At 56.9% G+C, this 24985-nt stretch carries 24 protein-coding genes and 2 pseudogenes; 15 read left to right on the top strand and 11 right to left on the bottom strand.

Features of this window, described 5'->3' with window-relative positions:
* Positions 1-65 precede the first annotated feature (65 nt).
* The gene (locus BKD70_RS11220) at positions 66-848 is read right to left on the bottom strand and encodes an ABC transporter substrate-binding protein (RefSeq protein ID WP_047276982.1); all 783 of its coding nucleotides are present in this window, start codon (positions 846-848) and stop codon (positions 66-68) included.
* 553 nt (positions 849-1401) lie between these two features.
* The gene (gene acs / locus BKD70_RS11215; RefSeq protein WP_047276985.1) at positions 1402-3357 is read right to left on the bottom strand and encodes an acetate--CoA ligase; all 1956 of its coding nucleotides are present in this window, start codon (positions 3355-3357) and stop codon (positions 1402-1404) included.
* 418 nt (positions 3358-3775) lie between these two features.
* Here acs and BKD70_RS11210 point away from each other — a divergent pair, with 418 nt between their 5' ends.
* The 5 genes from BKD70_RS11210 (at position 3776) to BKD70_RS11190 (ending at position 8217) form a co-directional block, all read left to right on the top strand.
* Positions 3776-4039 carry a DUF2790 domain-containing protein gene (locus tag BKD70_RS11210; RefSeq protein ID WP_047276988.1) on the top strand — a complete coding sequence of 88 codons (264 nt, stop codon included), beginning with the start codon at positions 3776-3778 and terminating at the stop codon, positions 4037-4039.
* A 115-nt stretch (positions 4040-4154) separates the two neighbouring features.
* Positions 4155-4412, top strand: coding sequence for a hypothetical protein (locus BKD70_RS11205; protein WP_047276990.1), 258 nt, complete (start codon positions 4155-4157; stop codon positions 4410-4412).
* A gap of 503 nt (positions 4413-4915) precedes the next feature.
* Positions 4916-6166, top strand: a complete 1251-nt coding sequence (locus tag BKD70_RS11200; RefSeq protein ID WP_047276991.1) for a ribonucleotide-diphosphate reductase subunit beta — start codon at positions 4916-4918, stop codon at positions 6164-6166.
* A 253-nt stretch (positions 6167-6419) separates the two neighbouring features.
* On the top strand, positions 6420-6737 hold the full coding sequence (locus tag BKD70_RS11195; RefSeq protein WP_047276994.1) for a helix-turn-helix transcriptional regulator: 318 nt from the start codon (positions 6420-6422) through the stop codon (positions 6735-6737).
* A 418-nt stretch (positions 6738-7155) separates the two neighbouring features.
* On the top strand, positions 7156-8217 hold the full coding sequence (locus BKD70_RS11190) for a diguanylate cyclase (RefSeq protein WP_047276995.1): 1062 nt from the start codon (positions 7156-7158) through the stop codon (positions 8215-8217).
* On the opposite strand, the gene BKD70_RS11185 is transcribed toward BKD70_RS11190, so the two are convergent.
* A complete protein-coding gene (locus BKD70_RS11185) occupies positions 8214-8540 on the bottom strand; it encodes a DUF2025 family protein (protein WP_047276997.1) in 327 nt (108 codons plus the stop codon). The genes BKD70_RS11190 and BKD70_RS11185 overlap by 4 nt on opposite strands.
* Before the next feature lie 233 nt (positions 8541-8773).
* On the opposite strand from BKD70_RS11185, the gene BKD70_RS11180 reads away from it, so the two are divergent.
* The 6 genes from BKD70_RS11180 to alaC all read left to right on the top strand — a co-directional run bounded on the left by BKD70_RS11180 (position 8774) and on the right by alaC (position 14550).
* Positions 8774-9901 carry a glycerophosphodiester phosphodiesterase gene (locus tag BKD70_RS11180; protein ID WP_047276999.1) on the top strand — a complete coding sequence of 376 codons (1128 nt, stop codon included), beginning with the start codon at positions 8774-8776 and terminating at the stop codon, positions 9899-9901.
* A gap of 104 nt (positions 9902-10005) precedes the next feature.
* The gene (locus tag BKD70_RS11175; RefSeq protein ID WP_047277001.1) at positions 10006-10311 is read left to right on the top strand and encodes a PepSY domain-containing protein; all 306 of its coding nucleotides are present in this window, start codon (positions 10006-10008) and stop codon (positions 10309-10311) included.
* Between the two features lie 154 nt (positions 10312-10465).
* Positions 10466-11653 carry a GAF domain-containing sensor histidine kinase gene (locus BKD70_RS11170; protein WP_047277002.1) on the top strand — a complete coding sequence of 396 codons (1188 nt, stop codon included), beginning with the start codon at positions 10466-10468 and terminating at the stop codon, positions 11651-11653.
* Positions 11654-11780: 127 nt separating this feature from the next.
* Entirely contained in the window at positions 11781-12608 is an 828-nt protein-coding gene (mddA, locus tag BKD70_RS11165) for a methanethiol S-methyltransferase (protein WP_047277005.1), read from the top strand.
* Between the two features lie 64 nt (positions 12609-12672).
* The gene (locus BKD70_RS11160; RefSeq protein ID WP_047277006.1) at positions 12673-13176 is read left to right on the top strand and encodes an N-acetyltransferase; all 504 of its coding nucleotides are present in this window, start codon (positions 12673-12675) and stop codon (positions 13174-13176) included.
* Positions 13177-13341: 165 nt separating this feature from the next.
* Entirely contained in the window at positions 13342-14550 is a 1209-nt protein-coding gene (gene alaC, locus BKD70_RS11155; protein WP_047277007.1) for an alanine transaminase, read from the top strand.
* A gap of 46 nt (positions 14551-14596) precedes the next feature.
* Here alaC and BKD70_RS11150 read toward each other — a convergent pair whose 3' ends face one another.
* Positions 14597-15949: a GntP family permease gene (locus tag BKD70_RS11150; protein WP_047277009.1), complete on the bottom strand. Its 1353-nt coding sequence runs from the start codon at positions 15947-15949 to the stop codon at positions 14597-14599.
* Positions 15950-16034: 85 nt separating this feature from the next.
* Positions 16035-16568 carry a gluconokinase gene (locus tag BKD70_RS11145; RefSeq protein ID WP_047277010.1) on the bottom strand — a complete coding sequence of 178 codons (534 nt, stop codon included), beginning with the start codon at positions 16566-16568 and terminating at the stop codon, positions 16035-16037.
* A gap of 226 nt (positions 16569-16794) precedes the next feature.
* Between BKD70_RS11145 and BKD70_RS11140 the strand changes: the two genes are divergently transcribed.
* Together BKD70_RS11140 and BKD70_RS11135 are read left to right on the top strand one after the other, a co-directional pair.
* The gene (locus BKD70_RS11140; RefSeq protein WP_047277012.1) at positions 16795-17826 is read left to right on the top strand and encodes a LacI family DNA-binding transcriptional regulator; all 1032 of its coding nucleotides are present in this window, start codon (positions 16795-16797) and stop codon (positions 17824-17826) included.
* A 153-nt stretch (positions 17827-17979) separates the two neighbouring features.
* Positions 17980-18444 (top strand): hypothetical protein, encoded by a 465-nt coding sequence (locus BKD70_RS11135; protein WP_047277014.1) that lies wholly within the window; start codon positions 17980-17982, stop codon positions 18442-18444.
* 40 nt (positions 18445-18484) lie between these two features.
* On the opposite strand, the pseudogene BKD70_RS25630 reads toward BKD70_RS11135, so the two are convergent.
* Together BKD70_RS25630 and BKD70_RS25625 are read right to left on the bottom strand one after the other, a co-directional pair.
* Positions 18485-18916, bottom strand: a pseudogene (locus BKD70_RS25630) (methyl-accepting chemotaxis protein); the annotation flags it as partial.
* 117 nt (positions 18917-19033) lie between these two features.
* Positions 19034-19705, bottom strand: a pseudogene (locus BKD70_RS25625) (PAS domain-containing protein); the annotation flags it as partial.
* Positions 19706-20098: 393 nt separating this feature from the next.
* Between BKD70_RS25625 and BKD70_RS11125 the strand changes: the two are divergent.
* Complete coding sequence (locus tag BKD70_RS11125; RefSeq protein ID WP_047277017.1) at positions 20099-20509, top strand: GNAT family N-acetyltransferase; 411 nt, start codon at positions 20099-20101, stop codon at positions 20507-20509.
* 46 nt (positions 20510-20555) lie between these two features.
* Here BKD70_RS11125 and def read toward each other — a convergent pair whose 3' ends face one another.
* The 3 genes from def to BKD70_RS11110 form a co-directional block, all read right to left on the bottom strand.
* Positions 20556-21095: a peptide deformylase gene (gene def, locus BKD70_RS11120; RefSeq protein ID WP_047277019.1), complete on the bottom strand. Its 540-nt coding sequence runs from the start codon at positions 21093-21095 to the stop codon at positions 20556-20558.
* 2 nt (positions 21096-21097) lie between these two features.
* Positions 21098-22051 (bottom strand): YihY/virulence factor BrkB family protein, encoded by a 954-nt coding sequence (locus BKD70_RS11115; RefSeq protein ID WP_047277021.1) that lies wholly within the window; start codon positions 22049-22051, stop codon positions 21098-21100.
* Between the two features lie 193 nt (positions 22052-22244).
* Positions 22245-22436, bottom strand: a complete 192-nt coding sequence (locus BKD70_RS11110; RefSeq protein ID WP_047277023.1) for a CsbD family protein — start codon at positions 22434-22436, stop codon at positions 22245-22247.
* Positions 22437-22636: 200 nt separating this feature from the next.
* On the opposite strand from BKD70_RS11110, the gene BKD70_RS11105 reads away from it, so the two are divergent.
* Positions 22637-23017: a hypothetical protein gene (locus BKD70_RS11105; protein WP_047277025.1), complete on the top strand. Its 381-nt coding sequence runs from the start codon at positions 22637-22639 to the stop codon at positions 23015-23017.
* A gap of 55 nt (positions 23018-23072) precedes the next feature.
* Here the strand turns inward: BKD70_RS11105 and fadD1 are convergent, their stop codons facing one another.
* Complete coding sequence (fadD1, locus tag BKD70_RS11100; RefSeq protein ID WP_047277026.1) at positions 23073-24764, bottom strand: long-chain-fatty-acid--CoA ligase FadD1; 1692 nt, start codon at positions 24762-24764, stop codon at positions 23073-23075.
* Positions 24765-24985: the final 221 nt, after the last annotated feature.

Genomic DNA, 24985 nt, shown 5'->3' with positions numbered 1-24985 from the left:
AAAAAATGGCGCAAACTTCAGAAATCCTGTTGCTTGCGCCATTTCGGACAGGGTGCTGCGATGGTTTACTTCGCGTCAGCACCGTAAATATCGAAGTCGAAATACTTGTCCTGGATCTGCTTGTACTTGCCGTTGGCACGGATACCGTCGATGGCCGTGTTGATCTTGTCTTTCAGCGCATCGTTCTTGCGTACCGCGATGCCTACGCCGTCACCAAAGTATTTGACGTCGGTGAATTGCGGGCCTACGAACGCGTAACCTTTACCTGCTTTGGTTTTCAGGAAACCGTCTTGCAGCAGGGTGGCGTCGGCAACAGTGCCATCAAGGCGACCGGCCTGGATATCAAGGTAGATTTCGTTCTGCGAACCGTAAGGAACAACAGTGACTCCTTTAGGCGCCAGCACTTCCTTGGCAAAACGGTCGTGGATCGAACCACGTTGCACACCGATTTTCTTGCCTTTGAGTTCATCCAGGCTGTCGCTGACGGCAGTGCCGTCCTTCATCACCAGGCGTGCTGGAGTGAGGTAGTAACGATGGGTGAAATCAACGGATTTTTTACGGTCGTCGGTGATGGACATCGAGGACAGGATGGCGTCGATCTTGCGCACTTTCAGCGCCGGGATCAGGCCATCGAACTCTTGCTCAACCCAAACGCACTTGACCTTCATCTCTTCGCACAGGGCGTTACCGATGTCGTAGTCAAAGCCGACAATGCTGCCATCCGGGGCCTTGGAGGCAAACGGAGGGTACGCAGCTTCGATACCAATTTTCAGAGGTTTTTCATCAGCAAAAGCCTGCAGGGACAGCACAGACAGTGCCAGGGCGCCAAGAAGCACGAGTTTCTTCATCTTAGGACTCCATCGGTAAAGGGCAAAAAATGCAGAGTGAGCGTGAGCCCAATATGCGGAGGTTAAACCGGGAATGCGGCGCCACGTCCTACTGGCGTTGTGCTGAGGTCAACACAACAACGACGAGCGAGTGATCGGCATTCTAACGACAGGCTTCAAGCCGTTATTTCTTCAATGCGACAACTAATTACAAATGCACCGAGAAAGGCGACTCCAGGCATTGACAGCTCTTCAAAATCATGCAAGAGCAAAAGGTGCAGAACCTATATGAGTTGCAAATAGCGGGCCTATTATTCGCAAAGCCTTCTATTCCGGCAAGTGCAGCGTTTCATCTAATTTATTTGGCCTACACTGGCGGCGCCAAAACGGTGCTCTGCGTTTCGCAAAGCCCCGTTTTCGTGCACCCGGTTACACACGCGGTAACACCTCTTCGCTTTGCGTAGGACCAAACCTACTGCGCGCCAGCCTGTTCCTACACATCCACCCTTTAGATCAACCACAAAAAAGCCCCGCCTGACAGTGCAAGGCGGGGCGTGTTTAATGCCAGCCGGTGTTACGCGACCTTCATGCCTTTATGGGTTTCAATCAAATGCTGCACCACGCCCGGATCGGCCAGCGTCGAGATATCCCCCAGCCCGTCGTACTCACCCGTGGCGATCTTGCGCAAAATGCGGCGCATGATTTTGCCCGAACGGGTTTTGGGCAGGCCCGGCGCCCACTGAATGACATCGGGCGACGCAATGGGACCGATCTCTTTGCGGACCCAGTTTTTCAACTCCTGACGCAGTGCGTCTGTGGGCTCTTCCCCGCCATTCAACGTGACGTAGACGTAAATACCCTGCCCTTTGATGTCGTGCGGCACGCCAACGACGGCGGCCTCGGCAACTTTAGGGTGCGCAACCATCGCACTTTCTATTTCAGCCGTGCCCATGCGGTGCCCGGAAACGTTAAGCACGTCATCCACACGCCCGGTGATCCAGTAATAGCCATCCTCGTCACGGCGCGCGCCGTCACCGGTGAAGTACATGCCGCGAAAGGTCTTGAAGTAGGTGTCCACAAAGCGGTCGTGATCGCCGTACAGCGTGCGCGCCTGACCCGGCCACGAGTCGAGGATCACCAGATTGCCCTCGGTGGCGCCTTCGAGGATGTTGCCCAAGTTATCCACCAGCGCAGGCACCACTCCGAAGAACGGCCGTGCCGCCGAACCGGGCTTGAGGGCATGCGCGCCCGGCAGCGGGCTCATCAGGCACGCACCGGTTTCGGTCTGCCACCAGGTATCGACAATCGGGCAGCGCTCTTTGCCGACGGTCGTGTAGTACCAGCTCCAGGCTTCGGGGTTGATCGGCTCGCCCACCGACCCCAGCAAACGCAAACTGGAGCCGTCTGCATCTTTAACGGCTGCCTGCCCCTCGGCCATCATGGCGCGAATGGCGGTAGGCGCGGTGTAAAGGATGTTGACCTTATGCTTGTCGATGATCTTCGACACGCGGGTGATGTCCGGGTAGTTCGGCACCCCTTCAAACAGCACCGTGGTGGCACCGTTGGCCAGCGGCCCGTAGACAATGTAGGTATGACCGGTGACCCAGCCCACGTCAGCCGTGCACCAATACACCTCGCCCGGGCGGTAATCGAACACGCGCTCATGGGTCAGGGCCGCATACAGCAGGTAGCCACCGGTGGTGTGCTGTACGCCCTTGGGCTTGCCGGTGGAGCCGGAGGTATAAAGGATGAACAACGCTTCTTCAGCGCCCATCTCTTTTGGCGCGCAGTGCGTTGAGGCGACAGCCATCAGGTCGTGGTACCAGATGTCACGGTGTTTGTACCAGGCAATGTCACCGCCGGTGCGCTTGAACACGATGATCTTTTGCACGCTGGAGGTGTCTGGGTTGGTCAGCGCTTCGTCGACATTGGCCTTGAGCGCCGTGCGCTTGCCGCCCCGAATACCTTCGTCGGCGGTAATGACCACCTTGGATTTGCAGTCGATGATGCGACCGGCCAGCGCCTCAGGCGAGAAGCCGCCAAACACCACCGAGTGAATCGCACCGATACGGGTGCAGGCCAGCATGGCCACCACCGCCTCGGGCACCATCGGCATGTAGATCGTCACCACGTCGCCACGGTGCACGTCCTGACCGCGCAAGGCGTTCGCCAACTTGCACACTTCTTCGTGCAGTTCACGGTAGGTAATGTTGCGCTGCTCGGAAGGGTCATCGCCCTCCCAGATAATCGCCACCTGATCGCCGCGCTCGGCCAGATGACGGTCCAGGCAGTTATAGGACACGTTGAGGGTGCCGTCGGCAAACCATTTGATGTCGACATGGTGATCGTCGAAAGAGGTCTGCTTGACCGTAGTGAAAGGCTTGATCCAGTCGAGACGCTTGGCCTGCTCGCGCCAGAAACCATCCGGGTTGACGACAGATTGCTGGTACATCGCCTTGTAGGTCGCCTCATCGGTCAGCGTGTTGGCTGCGACCTCGGGGCGTACGGGATACAGGGAAGCTGCACTCATGTTCCACACCTCAATTTTTTTGTAGTTGTTGTTTTATGACCCTGTTGTAGCCGGGCCACCGCGTGAGTTCCATTCGACGTTGGTAGTAAGAAACCTGCTTAAAAAACGTCATATTTATCAAGAAGGCTCAAGCTCGCCACTTACAGCCCACATCCCCGTCAAAAGCCGCGCCGCCAGACTGCCTTGCCCTGCTGTTTTCGGCGATTGTTGCAGAATCTGTCAACAGTCTTTATCAAAACGCCCTCTATATGCAGGCCCGGCGCAGGCATAAAATTCCTCTCGCCAACCAAGGCACCGCGATTAACGCAAGTTACAGCCCCCACGAAGGCACGCTCAGTCGCACTTAACTCATCAAGTTTCACACGTGGCCTCATAAGGGCTACGTGACCCCACTCGACCAAAAACAGGTAACCCTGAAATGAAAGCGTTGTTAGTTCTGGCCCTCAGCAGTGTGTGTTTAACCGCCATGGCGGATGAATCAAACACCCCGGTTTCCAGCCAGCAACCTGCCGTTGAACACTACTCCTACTCTTCCGAACTGGACATTGCCAAAGTTATTTCCATGACTGAAGTGCCTAACGTGTGCGAAGTAGTGCCCGCACAAATGGTGTACGAAGACTCCCACGGTATGCAGCACACCCTGGAGTATCGCGTCATGGGCAATGGCTGCTCGAACGGCTAACTTACTGTTTTAAGTTAACCCCCTACTTATTTATTCAGGGCGCAACTTTAACGGCACACAAGTTTATATACGTGTTGCGTTAATGCCCGCCAGTCACTACTCAGGACACTCGTACATGAAACGCTCGCTGATATTGGCTTTTAGTCTATCGGTACTGGCAAGTGCTGCCTTTGCAGCAGACGGTTACACCCGCACTCATTCAGCCACTTATGCTGAAGACGGTTATGACAACACCCGTTCGGCCTCTTTTGCCGAAGATGGTTACGACAACACCCGCTCGGCCTCCTTTGCCGAAGACGGTTACGACAACACCCGCTCGGCCTCTTTTGCCGAAGATGGCTATGACCGCACCCAGGGTCATCGCTTGAGCTGACACCGCGAGTGACTTAACGCCCGGTTTCGACCGGGCTTAGTCCCCCCGAACAGCAAACACCCCCCTCCCGGCCTCACCTCGCCCTGCACACACCCCGGCAAGACCCACGCAAAAATAATCTGCCTGCGGCAAACCCTCGCCCAGCCGCTGCCTCGCCCAAGTCCACCCTAAAATCAGGGCATTTCGTCGCATCCGCGGAAAAAAACTGGCTGAAATACCCTGTACAAAACCCGTATACTCCCGCCGTCAAAAGGGCTTGATATATCCCCTTCCCGGGTTATAAACCCACGCTGCTCCGGCCCAAGGCCAGGCTGCGATGCACAAACCACTGCATCCCCTCAGCGACAGCGGGCCAACCCTACGAATACATTCATGTTTTTGCGTGCGCTTACCGCTGCTGCAAGCAACATTCCTTAGATCCAAGCGGCCAATGGCCGTGTGACAACTCAACCATTAAGCGTTATCACACGGGCGTCAGGCCCTCACGCAGGAGACGACACGTCATGCTGAGCTGGGACGAATTCGATAAAGAAGATGAAGGCGAAGTCGCCGTCAAAGGCGCCAATGCCGGTCACGCAACCGAAGCCAACATGGACCGCCTGGACACCGCTGGCGGCGTTGCGGCACTTGAGGCTCGCGCTGTCACGGCCAGTGACTCCGAGGCCATCAAGCGTGCCAAGGCCGCACTGGACAACCTTGATATCGCTGAAGGCCTGGCCGAGCTCGAAGGCGCCAGCGCTCGTGTAGCCGTTGATGAAAAGATGATGATCAACTGCCGCGCCGACCTTAACCAGCTCGTGCCGTTCAAGTACGACTGGGCCTGGCAGAAGTACCTCGACGGCTGCGCAAACCACTGGATGCCGCAAGAAGTCAACATGACCGCCGACATCGCCCTCTGGAAAAACCCGGAAGGCCTGACCGACGACGAACGCCGCATCGTGATGCGCAACCTGGGCTTCTTCTCCACCGCCGACTCGCTGGTTGCCAACAACCTGGTCCTGGCCGTGTACCGTTTGATCACCAACCCGGAATGCCGCCAGTACATCCTGCGCCAGGCGTTCGAAGAGGCGATCCACACCCACGCCTATCAGTACTGCATCGAATCGCTGGCCATGGATGAAGGCGAGATCTTCAACATGTACCACGAGATTCCTTCGGTCGCCAAAAAGGCCACGTGGGGCTTGAAGTACACCCGTTCGATCTCTGATCCGAAGTTCGAAACCGGCACCGTTGAAACCGACAAGGAACTGCTGCGCAACCTGATCGCTTACTACTGTGTGCTGGAAGGCATCTTCTTCTACTGCGGCTTCACCCAGATCCTGTCGATGGGCCGCCGCAACAAGATGACCGGGGTTGCCGAGCAGTTCCAGTACATCCTGCGCGATGAGTCGATGCACCTGAACTTCGGCATCGACGTGATCAACCAGATCAAAATCGAAAACCCGCACCTGTGGGATGCCGAGATGAAGGAAGAAGCCTCGCAGATGATCCTGCAAGGCACGCAGCTGGAAATCGAATACGCCCGTGACACCATGCCGCGCGGTGTGTTGGGCATGAACGCAGCGATGATGGAGGACTACCTCAAGTTCATCGCCAACCGCCGCCTGTCGCAAATCGGCTTGAAAGAAGAGTATCCGGGCACGACCAACCCGTTCCCGTGGATGAGCGAAATCATGGACTTGAAGAAAGAGAAAAACTTCTTCGAGACCCGCGTGATCGAGTACCAAACGGGCGGCGCACTGAGCTGGGACTGATACCCGGCGCGGTTAAACGCTGACCTTGAAAGGCTGCCCCCACGGGCAGCCTTTTTTTGTGGCCGGGCAAACGTCGCCAATTCAATCGAAATATTCGACAGATCACGGCTTGGGCACATCGGCTCACATCAAGGGGTTGGGTCGGGATCTCACGGCGGGAACAGATCAAAAAAATGGATTTGATCCTCGCTTGAAACAACTGTATAAAAACACAGTACTTTTTCAAGCATAGACCCAGCCCCGGAGAATCCCCATGTCGAACTCAGCGATGCGCAATACGCTTGAGCAAATCGTCCTCAACCAATTCACCCCGTTGCACTGCGCTCAGGCACGCGAAATGCTGGGCTGGAGCTTTGAACGACTGAGCGAAGCGTCCCGTGTTTCGGTAGCTGCCATTAAACGCTTTGAGTCCGGCGAACCGATTCGCGACGTCACCCTGCTGGCCCTGGCTCACCGCCTTGAGGCTGAAGGACTGGTGTTCTTTCCGGGTTTCGCTCCCGGCAGAGGCGAGAACATTCGCGGCACTACCCCGAACCCGATCGGTCGCGGCGATTACGCCATGATCGAGTAACACCGGGCGATACAGGTTCAACGCCACGCCAGCCATGCTGCCTGGCGTGGGCAGGCATCCGATCCAACCGCGCGTACTGGCCAGGGAAGGCCAGCTCCAGCGTGACGTTGTGAATCACCAAAGAGGGGGCATGGGAATACCCAGTCTCGTCTGATGACAGGGCCAGGCACGGACTCTATCCAACGCACCAGGCCCATCAACCGCAAAAGCTCACCCTGTGCGCGTTGAGCACGAAAGACGGTCAATCGCTATTTTTCTGCCCTCTGCTTTAACACTCCGCTACCCTGCCCTGAAATGATGCCCATTGAGAAACGTTCAGCAGCTACGCTTGAACAATCTTGATCTGAATTGCATAAAGCCCGCGCGGCATATACCTGATCCAACACCCGTTGAACCACCCTTTTTCGTAGACCACGCCATGGACAATAAAAGAGGCAAAGGCCTGTCATTCGCCAAACGCATCTATGTGCCCCGCATCATAGGGTTAGGCATCGGCTGTTTTAGCGTAATGGCGACTCTTTATCCGCTCGACCCGCCTGCCTGGCTATGGGGTTTGTTGCTATTCAACGGGTTCATCTGGCCACACTTGGCCCTGCGGCTCTCGACACGCTCGGCGTATCCGTTTCAGGCCGAGCGCCGCAACATGCTGATCGACTCATTGTTGGGCGGGTTTTGGGCCGCGAGCATGCAGTTCAATCCGTTACCCACGGTGACCATCCTGTCGATGATGATCATGAATAACGTCGCAGCGGGTGGCCAAAAAATGCTGCTTCGTGGCGCAGCGGCCCAACTGACCGGTGTGCTGATTTCATGGGGGTTATTGGGCGTGGCCTTCAGCACGACCATCACGCCCCTGCAGATCTACGCCTGCTTGCCCATGCTGACGCTCTACCCGTTTGCGGTGGGCATGGTCTGTTATCGGCTGGCCATCAAACTGGCCGAACACAAACGCACCCTCAGTGCCCTCAGCCGTACCGACAGCCTGACCGGACTGTTAAACCACGGTTCGTGGAAAGACCTCTTACAGCTCAGCTTTGAGCAGTGCCGGAAAAATAACTCACGCGCGACGCTGGCCTTGATTGATATCGACCATTTCAAGCGCATCAATGACACGTACGGACATATCGTCGGCGACAGCGTGTTGCGCCAATTCAGCAAACAACTCAAGGACAACCTGAGGGCCGAGGACCTGGCGGGGCGTTATGGCGGGGACGAGTTTTGCGTCATCCTCCCCGACCGCACCCTGGAGCAGGCGCAAGACATCATGGAGCGACTGCGCCAAGTTTTCTGCAACGACCTGCATGACAATGACCCGGCGTTGCGGGTCAGCTTGAGCATCGGGCTGGCGTCATACCGCGACGATTTCAACGATGCTTCCCTGTGGCTCAACGAAGCCGACAAAGCGCTGTATATCGCCAAAAACACCGGCCGCAACAAAATCAGCGTGGCTGCGGCCGAGGTGTTTCCGGACCCCGCCTAGGGGGTAACGCAACGTCGTACGGCACTGATCTCAGGAATATCTTGCCTGCGCATATACACACGCAACGGCTCGGTGATGTTGAGCCGATCATCGATGTTTTGATCCAGCAGCAACTGAACCAGCTCACGCTTGAGGGTCATGGTGTCGGCATCCCCGGCTTGCCAGACAAATTCGCTGGTGGGGGTGATGTTGTCGTCGGCGACGTCCATCCCGAAGGAATCTTCACTAAAACGGACAATGTGCTGGCCTGTCTTACGATTGAAACCAACGAAGCCGTTAAGTTGATCGGCGGCCTGGCAGATCAGTTCAGACGTGATGCGCATGGTAAACCTCACTAATGAGCGCTAAAGGCTCTAGGACGATGGTTTACACGCAAGGATGAAGGTGTGTTCCCTCTGCCGGGGACGCTGTTGCGCGCCAGAATACTGCAGATCACACCTTAAAAGCGCAGCAAATTGCCCCTCACGCACATTTATGTCGGGTTCTCGATAGCCCCCGAGGCTGTCAGTTGTTAAAAAGACGCCCTTAATTTTACCGATCGAAAGGAACTCACCCCATGCCGGATATTTTTGGCAAAAGCGCCCTGCTCCTCAGCCTGTTGCTGGGCATGAGCGGCGCACACGCCGCCCGCCCGTCTGACACGGCTCAAGCGGAACTGGCCAAGGCTCAGGGCATCCCGCGGCCGGCCGTTATCGCCCATCGCGGCGCATCATTCGACGCCCCTGAATCCACGGCAGCGGCGTACACCGTTGCCCGCGACCTGGGTGCCGATTACCTGGAAATGGATCTGCAGCGCAGTAAAGACGGTGTGTTGTTTGCCTTGCATGACAACAGCCTGTTGCGCACCACCGACGTCGCGACAAAATTCCCGGAGCGCAAAGACAGCCCGGCCAACGCCTTCACCATGGCCGAGCTGAAAACCCTGGATGCGGGCAGCTGGTTCAACGCGGCCTACCCTGAGCGCGCTCGCCCGTCTTATAAGGGTCTGCAAATCCTGACCCTGGATGAAATCATCGACATCGCCGAGGCTAGCCCTCAGCACACACCCGGTTTGTACATCGAGACCAAGGAGCCCAAGCAGTTCCCGGGCCTTGAACATGACCTTAAAAACGCGCTGAGCAAGCGCGGCTGGCTGCAACCTGTCACCACGGTCAGCGGCGAACCAGGCGTGGGTCAGGGCAAAGGCCGCGTCATCCTGCAAACCTTTGAGAAAAGCAGCCTTGAACTGCTGCAAAAAGAAATGCCCGACACCCCTAAAATCTTGCTGTTATGGGTCGGTGAAGGTGGCATGGCGCCCAACTCCGACGTGAGTTTTGCCGACTCTGGCGAGAAAGATAAAGCCGCCTATTACGCCAAACAGCAACCCAAGGATAAAGCCGAGTTCCTACGCTGGCTGGACTTTGCCAAAGCCCACGGGGCCATCGGTACGGGGCCTTCGGCTGCGCTGGCGGCCGGTGGCGATCAGAGCTACTTCGACCTGGTCCAGCCCTGGATGAACACAGCGACCCACGACAAGGGCATGCTGGTACACGTGTACACCATTGATGAACCGGCGGACTTCAAGCATGTCATGCAATCTGGCGTAGACGGCATCTTTACCAACCGCGCCTCCGAGCTGCTGAAGTTCTATCAACGCCCGGCGCCGTTAACGGTTAACCAATTGCTCGAAAAGAACGGTTACTGATCGATTTGAGGCTTTCTTCAGTTTCAGGGCAGAAATTAAGGGTGAGTTAAGTTGCGATGTTTAATCTGGCCCCACTTAAACAGCTCACCCAAGAGGAATTAAACATGAAAGCACTTAGCGTATTGTTTGCCACTGCTGCCCTGACACTGACTGCCGGTCTGGCTCAAGCCGATGTTCGTCCGGACCACATTCCCGAATTGCTCAAGAAGGGTGAAATCACCTCTTTTGAAACGCTGAATGCAAAGGCGCTGGCCCAACATAAGGGGGCCACTATTCTGGATACCGAACTTGATGACTCATACGGCAAGTTGGTGTATGAAGTTGAAATGCGTGACGCCCAGGGCCTTAAGTGGGATGTTGAACTGGACGCCAAAACGGGCGACGTATTGAAGAATAAACAAGACACCTGAGTTAAGCGTTTAATAAATAACCGCGCCCTCTTCTAGAGTGGCGCGGTTTTTTATGTCGGCGTCCACTCTTTTTATAAAATATCGCCTCAGTTGTAGCGCATAAGCGAGTTCTCGCTAAAATTGCCCCTACCCCGTTCAACCGAGACCCCGATCCATGGTGCAAGGCGTAGAAACTGACATCGCAACGATCAATCGCATCAGTGCAGTGCCGGCCATGTTGCAAGTCATCAGTGAAATGACCGGCATGCGATTCGCGGCCATCGCCCGCGTGACCGCCACCAGCTGGACGGCGTGTGCCGTGCTCGACAAACTCGGGTTCGGGTTAAAACCCGGCGGCGAACTGGATTTGGCCACCACCTTGTGTTTTGAAAGCATGGGGTCGCATCAGCCGATCATTATCGATAACGTCAGTACAGACCCGCACTACCAGAACCATCACACCCCTAAGTTGTACCGTTTCGAAAGCTACATCACGGTGCCGGTATTCCGTACCGACGGCAGATTTTTCGGCACCATCTGCGCGCTGGACCCTGAACCCGCGACACTCAAAAGCAGCACCATCCAGACCACGCTGGAGTCGTTCGCTCGACTGATCTCGTTGCAAATGGACGCCGAAGAACACCAGCAACGCACCGAAACCGCGCTACTTCTGGAACGTGAAACCGCCGAGTTGCGCGAGCAGTTTATTGCCGTGCTGGGCCATGACTTGCGTAACCCGCTGTTCGCCATTACCACCGCCGCCGAACGACTGCTACGCAAACACCCTAACCCGGCATCCGATCATCTGGTGCAGCACATTCTGACCAGCGGCCGACGTGCCGCACGGCTGGTTGAAGATGTACTGGACTTTGCCCGAGGGCGCCTGGGGGCCGGTATTCCATTGACACTGCATGACTCTGCCGACCTCAATGACGTTTTTACCCATGTCATCTCGGAAGTCCAAAGTGTTCACCCGCAGCGCCAGATTGAGGCAGACATCGGCCCCATTGATGGGCTGCATTGTGACAGCGGTCGATTGGCGCAATTGCTGTCCAACTTGCTGGCCAATGCCATCAACCATGGCGCAACCCACGGGGTGGTCGAAGTGCAGGCCCAAGTGAACGATGACCTCTTCACTCTGAAAGTAACCAACCAGGGCAACCCGATTCCGCCCCACGTCCAGGCACAGCTGTTTCAGCCCTACTCACGCCCCGCCAATGACACGCCACAAGCCGGGCTGGGATTGGGACTGTACATCGCCAGCCAGATCGCTCAATCGCACGGCGGCCATATTGAAGTGTCCTCCTGTGAAGAACACGGCACCGTCTTTGCTTTCCACCTGCCGTTAGGCGCACGGCGCTGAGGGTGTGTTCCTGTGCAGGAGAGGTCAGTACATTAAACACGGCATCTTTTCGAAACGACCAATGGCAGCTTGAGGCGTCTACGCTGGGCTATGGTAGGTACTTTGCCCTGTTCGAAAGGAGTCGATCATGCACGGCAATACACGCTTGGAATCGTCCATTTCCACCCTCGCGGGCAAACTTGCCGCTTTGGCCTACAGCCTTCTGAGTTACGCGCTCTTTCTGTTGGTCTTTATCTACTTCATCGGCTTTCTCAGCTCGATTGGCGTCCCTAAAGGCATCGATACCGCCGTCAGCCGGGTACCCTGGCCATGGGCAATCGGGATCGATGTGCTGCTGATTACCCTGTTCGCCATTCAACACAGCGGTATGGCGCGCAAAACCTTCAAACACTGGTGGCTCAGGTTCGTGCCGGCACCGATTGAACGCGCAACCTATGTGCTGTTCAGCAGTGCGGTGCTGGCGCTGATGATCTGGCTGTGGCAACCGGTCAGCATCACCGTGTGGCGCATCGAGTCCCCTTTGGCCGTCGCCCTGCTGACAGGGGTGTATTGGCTGGGCTGGGCTCTGGTACTGGTGGCTACGTTTCTGATCAGCCACCTTGAACTGTTCGGCATCAAGCAGGCACTGGACACTGTTCTGCGGTTAAAAGCACCCGATACCTCTTTCAAAACCCCGCTTCTGTACAGAGTCGTGCGGCACCCGATGTATGCCGGTTTTCTGATGGCCTTCTGGGCGACGCCGCACATGACCGTCGGGCGACTGGTGTTCGCCGTGACCTGCACGCTGTATATCGTGATTGGCAGCCGACTTGAGGAAAAAGATCTGCTGGTGCTGTTTGGCGATCCCTACCGGCGTTACCAACAACGCATCGGCAGGCTCATCCCGTTTGTCGGTCGCAGAAAACTCCCGGTCTTGAGCCCGCAAAAAGGATGTATTTGCAGCGAAGATGAGTAGACACTGGCGCACCGCTTTAACGCTCACCTGTGAGCTCTTCCATTGCGCCATGACAGACCTCGCCATGCTTACCCGCCTTTGCACTTACGATGACCTGACGGCTGAACAACGCCAGCAACTGCGTGCCATCAACGTCCATCCGGAGCAGCTCCCCTACTGCGGCGACATTGAATGCGCCCTGTACTCTCTGCCGGCTACCCCACATGCCGGTATCAAAGGGTTCGTGCTGCTGGGCGATGACCTGCCCGTGGCATTTTTACTACTCAAGCGCGCACCGCTGCTGGCGCATTGGGCCGAACCGGGCAGCGCCACCGTGCATGCGTTTCAGGTCGACAAACGCCTTCAGGGCCAAGGGATCGGCAAAACCTGCCTCAACTTGTTAGCCCGGCAACTGCACGGTTACTGGCCAGAGATCAACCAACTGATGCTCTCCGTCAGCCCGTTCAACACGTCAGCCCTGCATTTTTACAAGGGCCAGGGCTGGATTGAAGGGGGTGAGGCGTATCAGGGCGAGCGGTGTTTAACCCTGGCGCTGCACTCCCCCTTGGCGAGCCAGCAAGCGGGTTAAAGGCATCGCCCTCACATGCCAGAACAGAATCATCGCGTCTCATCGAAAATCGCCGCTGACAGCCCCTAGACAAAAGGCCACCATCGACCTTATTGTTTGGCCCGGACCACCGCAGTGGTTCACGTCGCTCGGACGGTTCCGGGCGCTTACGTATCAGAGGCCAACATGGCAGACCAAGGTTCGCCGCGCCGCTTTGCGCGCATCGATCGACTCCCCCCGTATGTGTTCAACATAACCGCCGAGCTGAAAATGGCTGCGCGGCGCCGTGGCGAAGACATTATCGACTTCAGCATGGGCAACCCTGACGGCCCGACACCGCCGCACATCGTTGAAAAACTCTGCACGGTCGCACAACGCGAAGACACCCATGGCTACTCCACTTCGCGCGGCATCCCACGCCTGCGCCGGGCTATTTCCCGCTGGTATGCCGATCGCTACAACGTCGACATCGACCCTGAAGACGAAGCCATTGTCACCATCGGTTCCAAGGAAGGCCTCGCGCATTTGATGCTGGCCACGCTGGATCAGGGCGACACGGTGCTCGTACCCAACCCCAGCTATCCGATCCACATCTACGGGGCTGTCATCGCGGGCGCGCAAGTGCGGTCAGTGCCGCTGATTCCCGGCGTAGACTTTTTCGCCGAGCTGGAAAAAGCCATCCGCGGATCGATTCCCAAGCCAAAAATGATGATTCTGGGCTTCCCGTCCAATCCCACCGCGCAGTGCGTTGAGCTGGACTTCTTCGAGCGCGTGGTGGCGCTGGCCAAACAATATGACGTGCTGGTGGTGCACGACCTGGCCTACGCCGACATCGTGTACGACGGCTGGAAGGCCCCTTCGATCATGCAAGTGCCGGGGGCAAAAGACATCGCCGTGGAATTTTTCACCCTGTCAAAAAGCTACAACATGGCAGGCTGGCGCATTGGTTTCATGGTGGGCAATGCCGAACTGGTCAGCGCGCTGGCGCGCATCAAGAGCTACCACGACTACGGCACCTTCACACCGTTGCAAGTCGCCGCCATTGCTGCCCTGGAAGGCGACCAACAGTGCGTGAAAGACATTGCCGAGCAGTACCGCCAGCGCCGTAACGTACTGGTCAAAGGGCTGCATGAGCTGGGCTGGATGGTCGAAAACCCGAAAGCGTCCATGTATGTGTGGGCCAAGATCCCTGAGGCCTACGCGTCTATGGGGTCGCTGGAATTTGCCAAGAAGCTGCTGGCGGACGCCAAAGTCTGCGTCTCACCGGGCGTAGGATTTGGTGAATATGGCGATGACCATGTGCGCTTTGCGCTGATCGAAAATCAGGATCGAATTCGTCAGGCGGTGCGCGGCATTCGCGCCATGTTCCGTGCAGATGGCGTGAGCGCCAACTGAAAGACCCCGCCGGTGCGAACGCATTCGCGCCGGCGGGGGCTGGGGTTTAAACCACCAGCGACAGCAGCAGGATGAAGATCAAACCGACCACCGACAGAATGGTTTCCATCGCGGTCCAGGTTTTGAATGTTTCAGCCACGGTCATGTTGAAGTACTGCTTGACCAGCCAGAACCCCGCATCGTTCACATGGGACAGGATCAACGAACCTGCGCCCGTCGCCAGCACCAGCAGCTCGCGGTTCACGCCCGGAATCAAGTCCACCACCGGCAGCACAATGCCTGCGCCGGTGATGGTTGCAACGGTCGCGGAACCGGTCGCAATCCGAATCACCGCCGCCACCAGCCACGCCAGTAGAATCGGCGAAATTTGCGCATTCACCGCCATGTGACCGATCACGTCGCCCACACCGCTGGCCACCAGCATTTGCTTGAAACCACCGCCAGCACCAATGATCAAAATGATCGCCGCCGTCGGCGCCAGGCTCGCGTCCAGCAATTTGAGGATGCGCTTGGAGTCGATGCCCTGGCGCGCGCCAAAGGTGTACAGCGACAGCAGCAAGGCCAGCAACAGCGCGGTGATCGGGTGGCCGATCATGTCCATCCAGCCGCGGAAGAAGTTACCGTCGGGCAACGCCACGTCGGCAAAGGTCTTGAGCAACATCAGGAACACCGGCAGCAACACTGTGGCCAGCGTGATGCCGAAACTCGGGAGGCTGCTGGATTCCGGCTCGCTGGCCAGTTGATCCACCAGTTCCTGGGACGGGTTGCCGGGAATGTACTTGGAGATAAAGCTGCCGTAGATCGGCCCCGCGATGATGGCCGTCGGCAAGGCAACGATCAGGCCATACAGAATGGTCTTACCGATGTCTGCGCCAAAGACCCCAATGGCCAGCAACGGTCCCGGATGCGGTGGCACCAGGCCATGAACGGCAGACAAACCGGCCAGCAGCGGAATGCCGATCTTGATCAACGACACGCCGGTGCGGCGCGCCACGATGAACACCAACGGAATCAGCAGGACAAACCCGATCTCGAAAAACAGCGGAATGCCCACCAGAAACGCAGCGAACATCATCGCCCACTGCACGCGCTCTTTACCGAACGCGCGAATCAGGGTGCGGGCGATCTGATCGGCCCCGCCTGAGTCGGCCATCATTTTGCCGAGCATGGTGCCCAGCGCGAGGATGATGCCGACAAAGCCCAGCACGCCACCGAACCCGTCCTGGAAAGACTTGATGATTTTGTCCGTAGGCATGCCCGAGGTCAGGCCGAGGAACGCCGAGGCAATAATCAACGCGATAAACGGATGCAGCTTGAACCGGGTGATCAACACGATCAACCCGATGATGGTGACGACAGCGTCAAGCAGTAGAAAGGTGTTCTGGGACATGCCTAGCATGGGGCGTCTCCTGGCTTGTTGTTGTTATCGGGCGCGAATGTGCAGCCGGGGATGAGTCGGATAGCGCTGTCTTTTTTATGCAAAATCATGGGGTTGTCTGCAACGAATGTTCATGCCACCAATCGCGGGCCTGAGACGCCAGCTCATCGATGTCATGGGTGGCCGCGTTCAGGGTCAACACCAGAGGTTCATTGACCGGCGATTCAAGGGCAGCGAACTGGCTGTCAATCAGGGTTTTGGGCATGAAATGCCCGGGGCGATGAGCCACCCGATCTGCCGCTACTTCGGGCGTCAACTCAAGGAACACGAAGCCCAAACCGTCGACGGCGCTGCGCAGACGCTCGCGATAACGCAACTTGAGCGCCGAGCAGGTCAATACCGGGCGCTGGCCCCGCTCAACGGCAAGGCGCAACTCGTCTGCCAGGCTGGCCAGCCATCCGGCACGGTCGTCGTCGGTCAGGGGGATCCCGGCACTCATCTTGGCAATGTTGGCCGCGGGGTGAAACGCGTCACCCTCAATCGGGGTCGCGCCATTGAGCAGGCACAATGCCTGGCTCACGCTGGATTTGCCGCAGCCGGCAACACCCATGATGACCAGGGCAGTGATAGGTTGACTCATGAAACACCTCAGTCCGTAGACAGCGCTGTCTTTGTCCGTGCGTTCAGTACCTGAAAGCAAAGCACAAAGCCGGGGCTACCGACGTCTATTTCTCATTTTTGTGGGGAGACGCGGTGACGCTCTCGACATACAAAGCTGGGGTAACCGGAGTGCCGACAATCAGGCAATTGCGGGCATCCGTGGACAGCGCTACCTTAGTGGCTTGTTTTTTGTTTGGCAAGCCGCGATGACCTCCGTCAAAAACGATAAAAATACCCGCACAACGGGCCGTCCGACCCTCAATGAAGTCGCCCGACTGGCAGGCGTAAGCCCTATTACAGCCTCGCGCGCATTGCGCGGCATCAGCAGTGTGGCCACCGAACTGGCCGAAAAAGTGCGCCAGGCCGCCGCCGACCTGAACTACGTGGTCAACCCTGCGGCACGCGCCCTGGCCTCGGCCCAGAGCCATTCGGTGGTGGTTTTAGTCCCGTCGTTGTCCAACCTGCTGTTTATCGACACCCTCGAAGCCATCCATTCGGTATTACGACCCAAGGGTTTTGAAGTCTTGATCGGCAACTTCCATTACTCGCGTGACGAAGAAGAAGACCTGCTGCGCAACTACATGGCGTACCAGCCGCGCGGGCTGCTGCTGACCGGGTTCGATCGCTCTGAAAGCTCACGGCGCATGATCGAGTCCAGCAATGTGCCCTGCGTGTACATGATGGAACTGGACGCGGGCGCCGGACTGAACTGCGTAGGGTTCTCCCAGTTGGAAGCGGGCGAGACCGCCGCGCACCATTTGATTTCCAGCGGCCGTCAACACCTGGCTTATATAGGGGCGCAACTCGACCAACGCACCTTGCTGCGCGGTGAAGGCTATCGGCGCGCGCTGCAAGCCGTCGGCCTTTACAACCCGGACCTTGAAGTGCTGACGCCACGCCCTTCATCCGTGGGGCTGGGTGGCGAGTTGTTCTTGCAGTTGATAGCCGCACACCCGCAGGTGGATGCCATTTTCTTCGGCAATGACGACCTTGCCCACGGCGCCTTGCTGGAAGCGGCGCGGTTCGGGATCAAAATCCCTGAACAAATCGCCATGCTGGGGTTCAACGACCTGCCCTCTTCCGAGTTTATGGTGCCGCGGCTCAGCAGCATTCGCACGCCTCGCGAAGCCATTGGCCGTCGTGCGGCGGAACAAATGCTGACCCTGATGGCCGGTAATCGAGTCGCCAATCCTGTGCAAGACATGGGGTTTGAATTGATGGTGCGCGAAAGCAGTTAATCCTTAACCGGCCCAAAAGCGGCAAGCGGGCGGCAAGGTTTCTCCGCCCGGCCTTGCCGTTGACCGCCAGGCCCCGCGCGGGACGGGGGTTAACGTGCCCGGCATGCTAATTGCTCGATAAGTGGCTATCCACGATTTGAACAGGGCTCACGCATGCTAGTTACTGCGCAAAACACCTTGACCCTCCTGAAGACCCAGCGCCCGGACCTGGACCCTGTCACAGGGGCCGCCAGCGCGCTGTACAACGGTCAACTGCAAAACAGCCAGCCGCTGACCAATATTCAAGCCACGCCGACGTCGGCGGCCGGCAATGCTCAGGCCGATAACGTCAACGCCGCCTTCGCCAAAACCCGCGTGCTGTTGCAGGCCAGCGTGCCTGAAACCGCTGCCACCCAAGGAACTGCCACCCAAGCCTTCAAGGACTACATGGACACGCCTGTGGCGCAGCGCATTCGTGAACAGTTTTTGAAGGAAATGGGCCTGACCGAGGACGACGTAAAAGCCATGCCGCCCGAAAAGCAGCAAGCGATCAACGACAAAATCAGCGATTTGATGCAACACAAAGAAGCCCTCAAACACGCTGAAAGTGCCCGACACAAACAAGAAGAGCAGGTTTAGCGCTTGCCTGTCATCGCTGACAGACAATGCGAAGGACCTGTCAGTGCAACTGCAACGTGGCGTTGAACTGGCTGATAGCGTCTACCACGTGCCTGGAGCCTTGCTGAATTTCCAGAATCGCCACCCCGGCTTCATTGGCCAGTTCAACGCCTAATCCTGTTCGGCTCAAACTCGATTGCATGCTGTTGACGGCATTAAGGGACAAGTCGTGGTTTTTGCGCACCACTTCCACTATTTCCACGGTTGCCGCACTGGTGCGCGCGGCCAGGCTTCTGACCTCATCGGCCACCACGGCAAAACCCCGCCCATGCTCTCCGGCACGCGCCGCTTCAATGGCCGCATTGAGTGCCAGCAAGTTGGTCTGATCGGCGATGCTGCGAATTGTTTGCACAATCTTGCCGATGCTGTCCGATTGCTTGCTGACCGCATCGATGCTCTGCGCTGCCTCGTTCAGGTCCTGGGAGATGGCCTCGATGATTTGCACCGTTTGCTGAACCACCTCAGAACCTTTCTGCGCACTTGCATCGTTTTGCACCGAAGTGGCATGGGCTGATTCGGCCGCTGTTTGCAGGTTGGTGACTTGAGCCGTGATATCACTGGCGAATTTCACCACTTTGTATAAACGGCCCTTGGCATCGAAGATCGGGTTATAGGAGGCCTCAAGGAACACCTGACGGCCATATTTATCGAGCCGCTCAAATCGTCGCGAGTGCACTTCGCCGCGGTTGAGTGACGCCCAAAATGTCTTGTACTGCGCCGACTCTCGTTCGCTCGGCGTGCAAAACATGCCATGGTGCTGGCCCACAATCTCTGCCAACGAATAATGCATGGTGTTGAGAAAGTTCTGATTGGCGTTGATTACGCAACCGTCCGGCGAAAACTCGATTAGCGCCATGGAACGACTCAAGGCGTTCACGATGCTTTCGTTCTCATGTTCGGTGTGGATACGTTGCGTGATGTCCGCCGCCACTTTGATCACGCTGCTGACCTGTTTGTCGGCGCCAATGATCGGCATATAGCTGGCCTCAAGCCAGACTTCACGGCCGCTTTTATCGAGTCGCAGGTAAGTGCCACTCATGGCTTCGCCCTCACCCAGCGCGCGCCAAAATCGTGCGTACTCTTCGCTTCGGGTGTAAGGCTCTTCGCAAAATAGGCGGTGATGCTTGCCGCGTAGCTCTTCGACGGGATAACCCATGACCCGGCAAAAATTATCGTTGGCATCGAGAATAGTGCCGTCGGGGGCAAATTCGATGATGGCCATGGAGCGACTGATGGCCATTACCTTGGCCTTCATTTCCTCGAGTGAACAACTCAGGCGTTGATTTTCAAGCAAGTCAGCTTTGCGATGTAAATCGAACATGGCTCAATCCCTGGAGATGCTGTCTATTGATACGTCATAGGCTTCAAGACACAACAAACCATCAGCTTGCAAGGCTCATGCCGCTGGAGCCAGGCGCACCTCGGGGGATTCAAGCATTCGTTATTCGCGCCCCGTAATTAATGAGCATAGCCAGCCAATGAAGGGTTGCAAGCAAAAGGCCATCAATTTGCGGCGCACCGCCCATTTTGCAAAACGTTCCCAAACGGACGATGCGGGATGCGCCACAGGCCTTTGTATATACTGGCGTCCGACTTCTCCACCGATAGTTCCCACATGACCACCCTTGTCTACAGCCTGCTCGATGCGCCTTTATGGCCATTGATGAACAAGTTTTACCGCCACCATCAGTCGTCAATGAAAGCGGTCAAAGACGCGCAATTGTGGGTGGCGCGGCAAGAAGAAATCATCGCCGGGCTGTGCCTGCGACCAGTGGCAAACGGCTATTGGTTGACGGGTGTGTTTGTCGCGCCCGAGTGGCGCAAACAAGGTGTCGCGGCGACGCTGATTGATCGCGCGGTGTCGGCCTGCGACGGGCCGGTCTGGTTGTTTTGCGACCCAGGGTTGCAGGGCTTTTATGAAAGGTTGGGGTTCTCGCTCGATACCCGACTGCCCCATGCCTTGCATGAGCGGCTGGTGCGTTACCAACGTAACAAAGCGATGGTCGCGCTGGGGATCGGCCTGTAGTCGCTGCCTCAACAAAAACGAGGCAGCCACCACAGAGGCAGGACGTTTACTCCAGCGTGCCAGGCTCCAGCTCCGGAAATAGCACCTCGATATAACCGAACTTGCTGAAGTCCTTGATCCGCGACGGGTACAGGCGGCCAATCAGGTGATCGCATTCATGCTGCACCACCCGTGCGTGGAACCCTTGCGCTTCGCGCACAACCGGTTCGCCTTTGGGCGTAAAGCCCTCGTAGCGGATCCGTTGGTAACGCTCCACCGCGCCGCGCAAACCCGGCACCGACAAGCACCCTTCCCACTCCTCTTCGACCTCCGGACTCAACGGCGTGATAAGCGGATTGATCAGAATGGTCTGCGGCACCGCCTCGGCATCCGGGTAACGCTCACTGTGTTCGAACCCGAAAATCACCAGTTGCAGATCCACCCCGATTTGCGGCGCAGCCAGACCGACGCCACCGGCATGTTCCATGGTTTGCAACATGTCATCGATCAATTGCCACAACTCGGGCGAGTCGAACATGTCATCCGGCACAGGTTTGGCGACCTGCAGCAGACGTTCATCGCCCATTTTCAAAATTTCACGAATCATAGTCAGGCTTCATCTGAGGGGGATGTAAGGGAATGGTCGCGGCCAAGGCCGGAAACATGTTGCTTGGGATTGGGATCGTCCGCTTCATCGAACGTTTTCTCACCCGGGTCCTTGCCTTCGGCGGACATGTGCTCGATCACTGCGTTCATTTCTGCCCCCAGTAGCAGCACGGCTGCCGAGATGTAGAAATACAACAACAGCACGATGATTGCCCCGATGCTGCCGTACATGGCGTTGTAATCAGCGAACGTCTTGACGTAAAAGGCAAACCCCAACGACGCGGCGATCCACACCACCACGGCCAATACCGAGCCCGGTGTAATGAAACGAAACTTCTGTTCGACATCGGGCATCACGTAATACATCACCGCCACGGCAACCATCATCAGCAGCACGATCACCGGCCAGCGCAGGATCGTCCACAGCGTCACCACAAATTCTTCAAGCCCGACCTGCCCCGCCAGCCAGCTCATCACTTGCGGGCCCAGCACCATCAACGCGGCGGCAGCCAGCAACATGCCCGCAAGACCGATGGTGTAAAAAATCGACAGCGGCAAACGCTTCCAGATAGGCCGCCCTTCTACCACGTCATACGCCGCGTTCATGGCGCTCATCATCAGGCGCACACCGGCCGAGGCGGTCCACAAGGCAATCACAATACCCACCGAGAGCAAACCGCCCTTGGACTGTTGTAACTGGTCGATCACCGGGTTGACCTGTTCCAGCGCCTGCGGCGGCAATACCAGTTCGGATTGCAGGCGCAGCCAGCTGAAGAAGTCCGGCAGGTGCAAAAAGCCGATCAGCGCGATCAGAAACAGAATGAACGGGAACAACGAAAACAACATTTGATAGGCCAACGCAGAGGCGTACGTCGACATCTCATCGTCAATGAATTCCTTGACCGTACGGATCAACACTTTGCCCAACGGCAGGCCATTCAAGACCGGAAATAACATAGCGTCTCCTTTCGCCGCTCAATGAGAGGGTTTACAAGCCATACAACAACTTCAGGTGGGGGTTTTACCTCAAAAGTAGTCGAGTTGGCGACTTTGGAAACAGGTCCGCGCCCAACGTGTAAAAACGGCCATCACTGGATGGCCGTCATTTATTTCTTCAGGCAAATCAATTGCCCTCAGGATCCAGCGCTGTTCAGGCTTTGTCGACGGTCTTCTTGACCGCATCCTTGGCCTTGCCCACCGCCTGCTGGCCTTCGCCTTTCACTTCCTGGGCTTTGCCTTCTGCGCGCAGTTTGTCGTTATCAGTGGCTTTGCCAACCGTTTGTTTGACATTGCCTACTGCTTCGTTCGCCATGCCTTTGATCTTATCGCCAGTGCTGCTCATGGGATTTCTCCTAGTGAAATTTCGGATGTCATTAACTCGACATTAGGATTGACCTGACGCTTTACGGAGGAGTTTCATTTATTTTCTGTGAGTCATTTCATCGCCCGGCGCAGGTTGGGCTTTATGTTTGCCCGCGAACCCCCGAGAATGCGCGACGTATTCAGGCTCAGGCGCTGAAGATCCAGAAAGACAGGAAGGTTATGAAACTCGATAAAAAGCAGGCCATTGCTCGCAGAAACCAGGCACTTGGCGGTGCAGTGATCGGCGTTAACAACGGTCACTTCGCCTCACTCAACACCAACAAGAATATTTGGTGGTTCGACATCCCGCTGGCCCGTCTGGCCGTTGGTCAGTACGAATGGGTGCACCTGCTGCTGCACACGCCGAGCACCGATGAACTGCTGCACCTGAAAGTGACCACGGCGTTTCTGCGCGAGAAACGCGAAGGCATGGTGGTACGCGCCACCCACAAGCGCACGCCGACCATGAGCCTGGAACTGAGCGCTGACAAGGATTCGTTCTTGCAGGACGTACGCCCGACCGGCACGGGCGTGAACTTCGCCCAGTTCTTGCAAAAATAACCCGTTGCACAAACGACAAAGCCCCGCATGGCGGGGCTTTGTCGTATTCGGGCAGTTACTTTTTCAGGCCAAGCTTTTTCAGTTCTTCGTCACGCAACTCGCGACGCAGGATTTTGCCCACGTTGGTCGTAGGCAATGAATCGCGGAATTCAACGATTTTCGGCGCCTTGTAAGCCGTCAGGTTGGCACGCATGTGCGCCATGACTTGCTCCTTGGTCAGCGTCATGCCCGGCTTGACCACGATGAAGACCTTGATCAACTCGCCGGTTTTCTCGTCCGGGATGCCGATGGCCGCTGATTGCAGCACGCCCGGCAGCGAGGCCATCACGTCTTCCAGTTCGTTGGGGTACACATTGAAGCCCGAGACCAGGATCATGTCTTTCTTGCGATCGACAATGCGCATGTAGCCGTCCGGCTGGATGATGGCAATGTCACCCGACTTCAACCAGCCTTCGCTGTCCATGATTTCGTCGGTGGCGTCAGGGCGCTCCCAGTACCCTTTCATGACCTGCGGGCCCTTGATGCAGAGTTCGCCCACTTCACCCAGCGGCAACTCTTCACCGGCATCGTTGATGACTTTGCACAGGGTCGACGGGACCGGAATACCGATGGTGCCGACCTGGATGTTCTGAATCGGGTTGACCGACGCCACCGGGCTGGTTTCGGTCATGCCATAGCCTTCGCAGATCGGGCAGCCAGTCACGGCTTTCCAGCGTTCGGCCACGGACAACTGCAAGGCCATGCCGCCCGACAACGTGACTTTAAGCGCGGAGAAGTCCAGCTTGCGGAATGCTTCGCTGTTGCACAGCGCCACAAACAAGGTGTTCAGGCCCACGAAACCGCTGAACTTCCATTTCGACAGTTCTTTGACCATGGCCGGCAGGTCACGAGGGTTGCTGATCAGCACGTTGTGGTTACCGATCAGCATCATCGCCATGCAGTGAAAGGTGAACGCGTAGATGTGGTAAAGCGGCAATGGCGTAATGAGGATTTCGCAACCTTCATTGAGGTTGGAGCCCATCAGCGCCTTGCACTGCAACATGTTGGCGATCAGGTTGCGATGGGTCAGCATCGCGCCTTTGGCCACGCCGGTGGTGCCACCGGTGTATTGCAGCACGGCCACATCGCTGCTCGGCGGGTTGGCATCCCTGACCGGCTGGCCGTGCCCTTTGCTCAGCACATCGTTGAACTTGATGGCATTGGGCAAGTGATAGGCCGGCACCATTTTTTTCACGTACTTGATGACGCTGTTGATCAGCACGCGCTTGAACGGAGACAGCAGGTCGGCCACTTCGGTGATGAATACGTATTTGACGGACGTTTGGGGCACGACTTTTTCGGCCAGGTGCGCCATGTTCGCCAGACACACCAGCGCCTTGGCGCCCGAGTCATTGAATTGGTGTTCCATTTCCCGCGCGGTGTACAGCGGGTTGGTGTTGACCACGATCAAGCCGGCGCGGATGGCTCCGAACACAGCGATGGGGTATTGCAGCAGATTAGGCAATTGAACAGCGATGCGATCGCCGGGTTGCAAGTCAGTGTGCTGTTGCAGATAGGCCGCAAAGGCACCCGACAATTCGTACAGTTCACCGTAGGTGATGGTTTTGCCAAGGTTGCTGAACGCCGGTTTGTCGGCGAAGCGTTGGCAAGATTGTTTCAGTACCGTCTGGATATTTGGATATTCGTCCGGATTGATTTCAGCAGCAATCCCAGCTGGGTACTTATCCTTCCAAAAGCCTTCAAACATGGAAGCCCACTCCTCAGCGACGCGAATTCTTCACCGCATTTGATGCGGTTATTATTTGTTTGATTTTTATAATTGATAACTCTGGCTTTTTACTTACCGAGAAGTCACAAAGCGCGCCGAGAGTAGCAGCTTTGCCAAAGGCCGCCTAGAGCCAAAAGTGGGCTTCAAAGTAACCAACCTGACTGTAGGACAATCCTAAGTCATCATTAGAATAAAAACTC

The sequence above is a fragment of the Pseudomonas sp. BS-2016 genome, assembly GCF_001806145.1.
GTDB lineage: Bacteria > Pseudomonadota > Gammaproteobacteria > Pseudomonadales > Pseudomonadaceae > Aquipseudomonas > Aquipseudomonas lundensis.
The sequence above is the reverse complement of the archived record's forward strand: the minus strand, read 5'-3'. Positions and strand labels throughout refer to the sequence as shown.

Excerpts from the sequence above, each read along its gene's own strand:
- BKD70_RS11115 (WP_047277021.1), bottom strand. The coding sequence starts at position 22,051 with ATGTTATTTCCGGTCTTGAATGGCCTGCCGTTGGGCAAAGTGTTGATC.
- fadD1 (WP_047277026.1), bottom strand. The coding sequence starts at position 24,764 with ATGTTTGAAGGCTTTTGGAAGGATAAGTACCCAGCTGGGATTGCTGCT.
- acs (WP_047276985.1), bottom strand. The coding sequence starts at position 3,357 with ATGAGTGCAGCTTCCCTGTATCCCGTACGCCCCGAGGTCGCAGCCAAC.
- BKD70_RS11180 (WP_047276999.1), top strand. The coding sequence starts at position 8,774 with ATGCCGGATATTTTTGGCAAAAGCGCCCTGCTCCTCAGCCTGTTGCTG.
- BKD70_RS11150 (WP_047277009.1), bottom strand. The coding sequence starts at position 15,949 with ATGCTAGGCATGTCCCAGAACACCTTTCTACTGCTTGACGCTGTCGTC.
- BKD70_RS11190 (WP_047276995.1), top strand. The coding sequence starts at position 7,156 with ATGGACAATAAAAGAGGCAAAGGCCTGTCATTCGCCAAACGCATCTAT.
- BKD70_RS11175 (WP_047277001.1), top strand. The coding sequence starts at position 10,006 with ATGAAAGCACTTAGCGTATTGTTTGCCACTGCTGCCCTGACACTGACT.
- alaC (WP_047277007.1), top strand. The coding sequence starts at position 13,342 with ATGGCAGACCAAGGTTCGCCGCGCCGCTTTGCGCGCATCGATCGACTC.
- BKD70_RS11195 (WP_047276994.1), top strand. The coding sequence starts at position 6,420 with ATGTCGAACTCAGCGATGCGCAATACGCTTGAGCAAATCGTCCTCAAC.
- BKD70_RS11110 (WP_047277023.1), bottom strand. The coding sequence starts at position 22,436 with ATGAGCAGCACTGGCGATAAGATCAAAGGCATGGCGAACGAAGCAGTA.
- BKD70_RS11200 (WP_047276991.1), top strand. The coding sequence starts at position 4,916 with ATGCTGAGCTGGGACGAATTCGATAAAGAAGATGAAGGCGAAGTCGCC.
- BKD70_RS11140 (WP_047277012.1), top strand. The coding sequence starts at position 16,795 with ATGACCTCCGTCAAAAACGATAAAAATACCCGCACAACGGGCCGTCCG.
- BKD70_RS11170 (WP_047277002.1), top strand. The coding sequence starts at position 10,466 with ATGGTGCAAGGCGTAGAAACTGACATCGCAACGATCAATCGCATCAGT.
- BKD70_RS11145 (WP_047277010.1), bottom strand. The coding sequence starts at position 16,568 with ATGAGTCAACCTATCACTGCCCTGGTCATCATGGGTGTTGCCGGCTGC.
- BKD70_RS11160 (WP_047277006.1), top strand. The coding sequence starts at position 12,673 with ATGCTTACCCGCCTTTGCACTTACGATGACCTGACGGCTGAACAACGC.
- BKD70_RS11210 (WP_047276988.1), top strand. The coding sequence starts at position 3,776 with ATGAAAGCGTTGTTAGTTCTGGCCCTCAGCAGTGTGTGTTTAACCGCC.
- def (WP_047277019.1), bottom strand. The coding sequence starts at position 21,095 with ATGATTCGTGAAATTTTGAAAATGGGCGATGAACGTCTGCTGCAGGTC.
- BKD70_RS11105 (WP_047277025.1), top strand. The coding sequence starts at position 22,637 with ATGAAACTCGATAAAAAGCAGGCCATTGCTCGCAGAAACCAGGCACTT.
- mddA (WP_047277005.1), top strand. The coding sequence starts at position 11,781 with ATGCACGGCAATACACGCTTGGAATCGTCCATTTCCACCCTCGCGGGC.
- BKD70_RS11205 (WP_047276990.1), top strand. The coding sequence starts at position 4,155 with ATGAAACGCTCGCTGATATTGGCTTTTAGTCTATCGGTACTGGCAAGT.
- BKD70_RS11125 (WP_047277017.1), top strand. The coding sequence starts at position 20,099 with ATGACCACCCTTGTCTACAGCCTGCTCGATGCGCCTTTATGGCCATTG.
- BKD70_RS11220 (WP_047276982.1), bottom strand. The coding sequence starts at position 848 with ATGAAGAAACTCGTGCTTCTTGGCGCCCTGGCACTGTCTGTGCTGTCC.
- BKD70_RS11135 (WP_047277014.1), top strand. The coding sequence starts at position 17,980 with ATGCTAGTTACTGCGCAAAACACCTTGACCCTCCTGAAGACCCAGCGC.
- BKD70_RS11185 (WP_047276997.1), bottom strand. The coding sequence starts at position 8,540 with ATGCGCATCACGTCTGAACTGATCTGCCAGGCCGCCGATCAACTTAAC.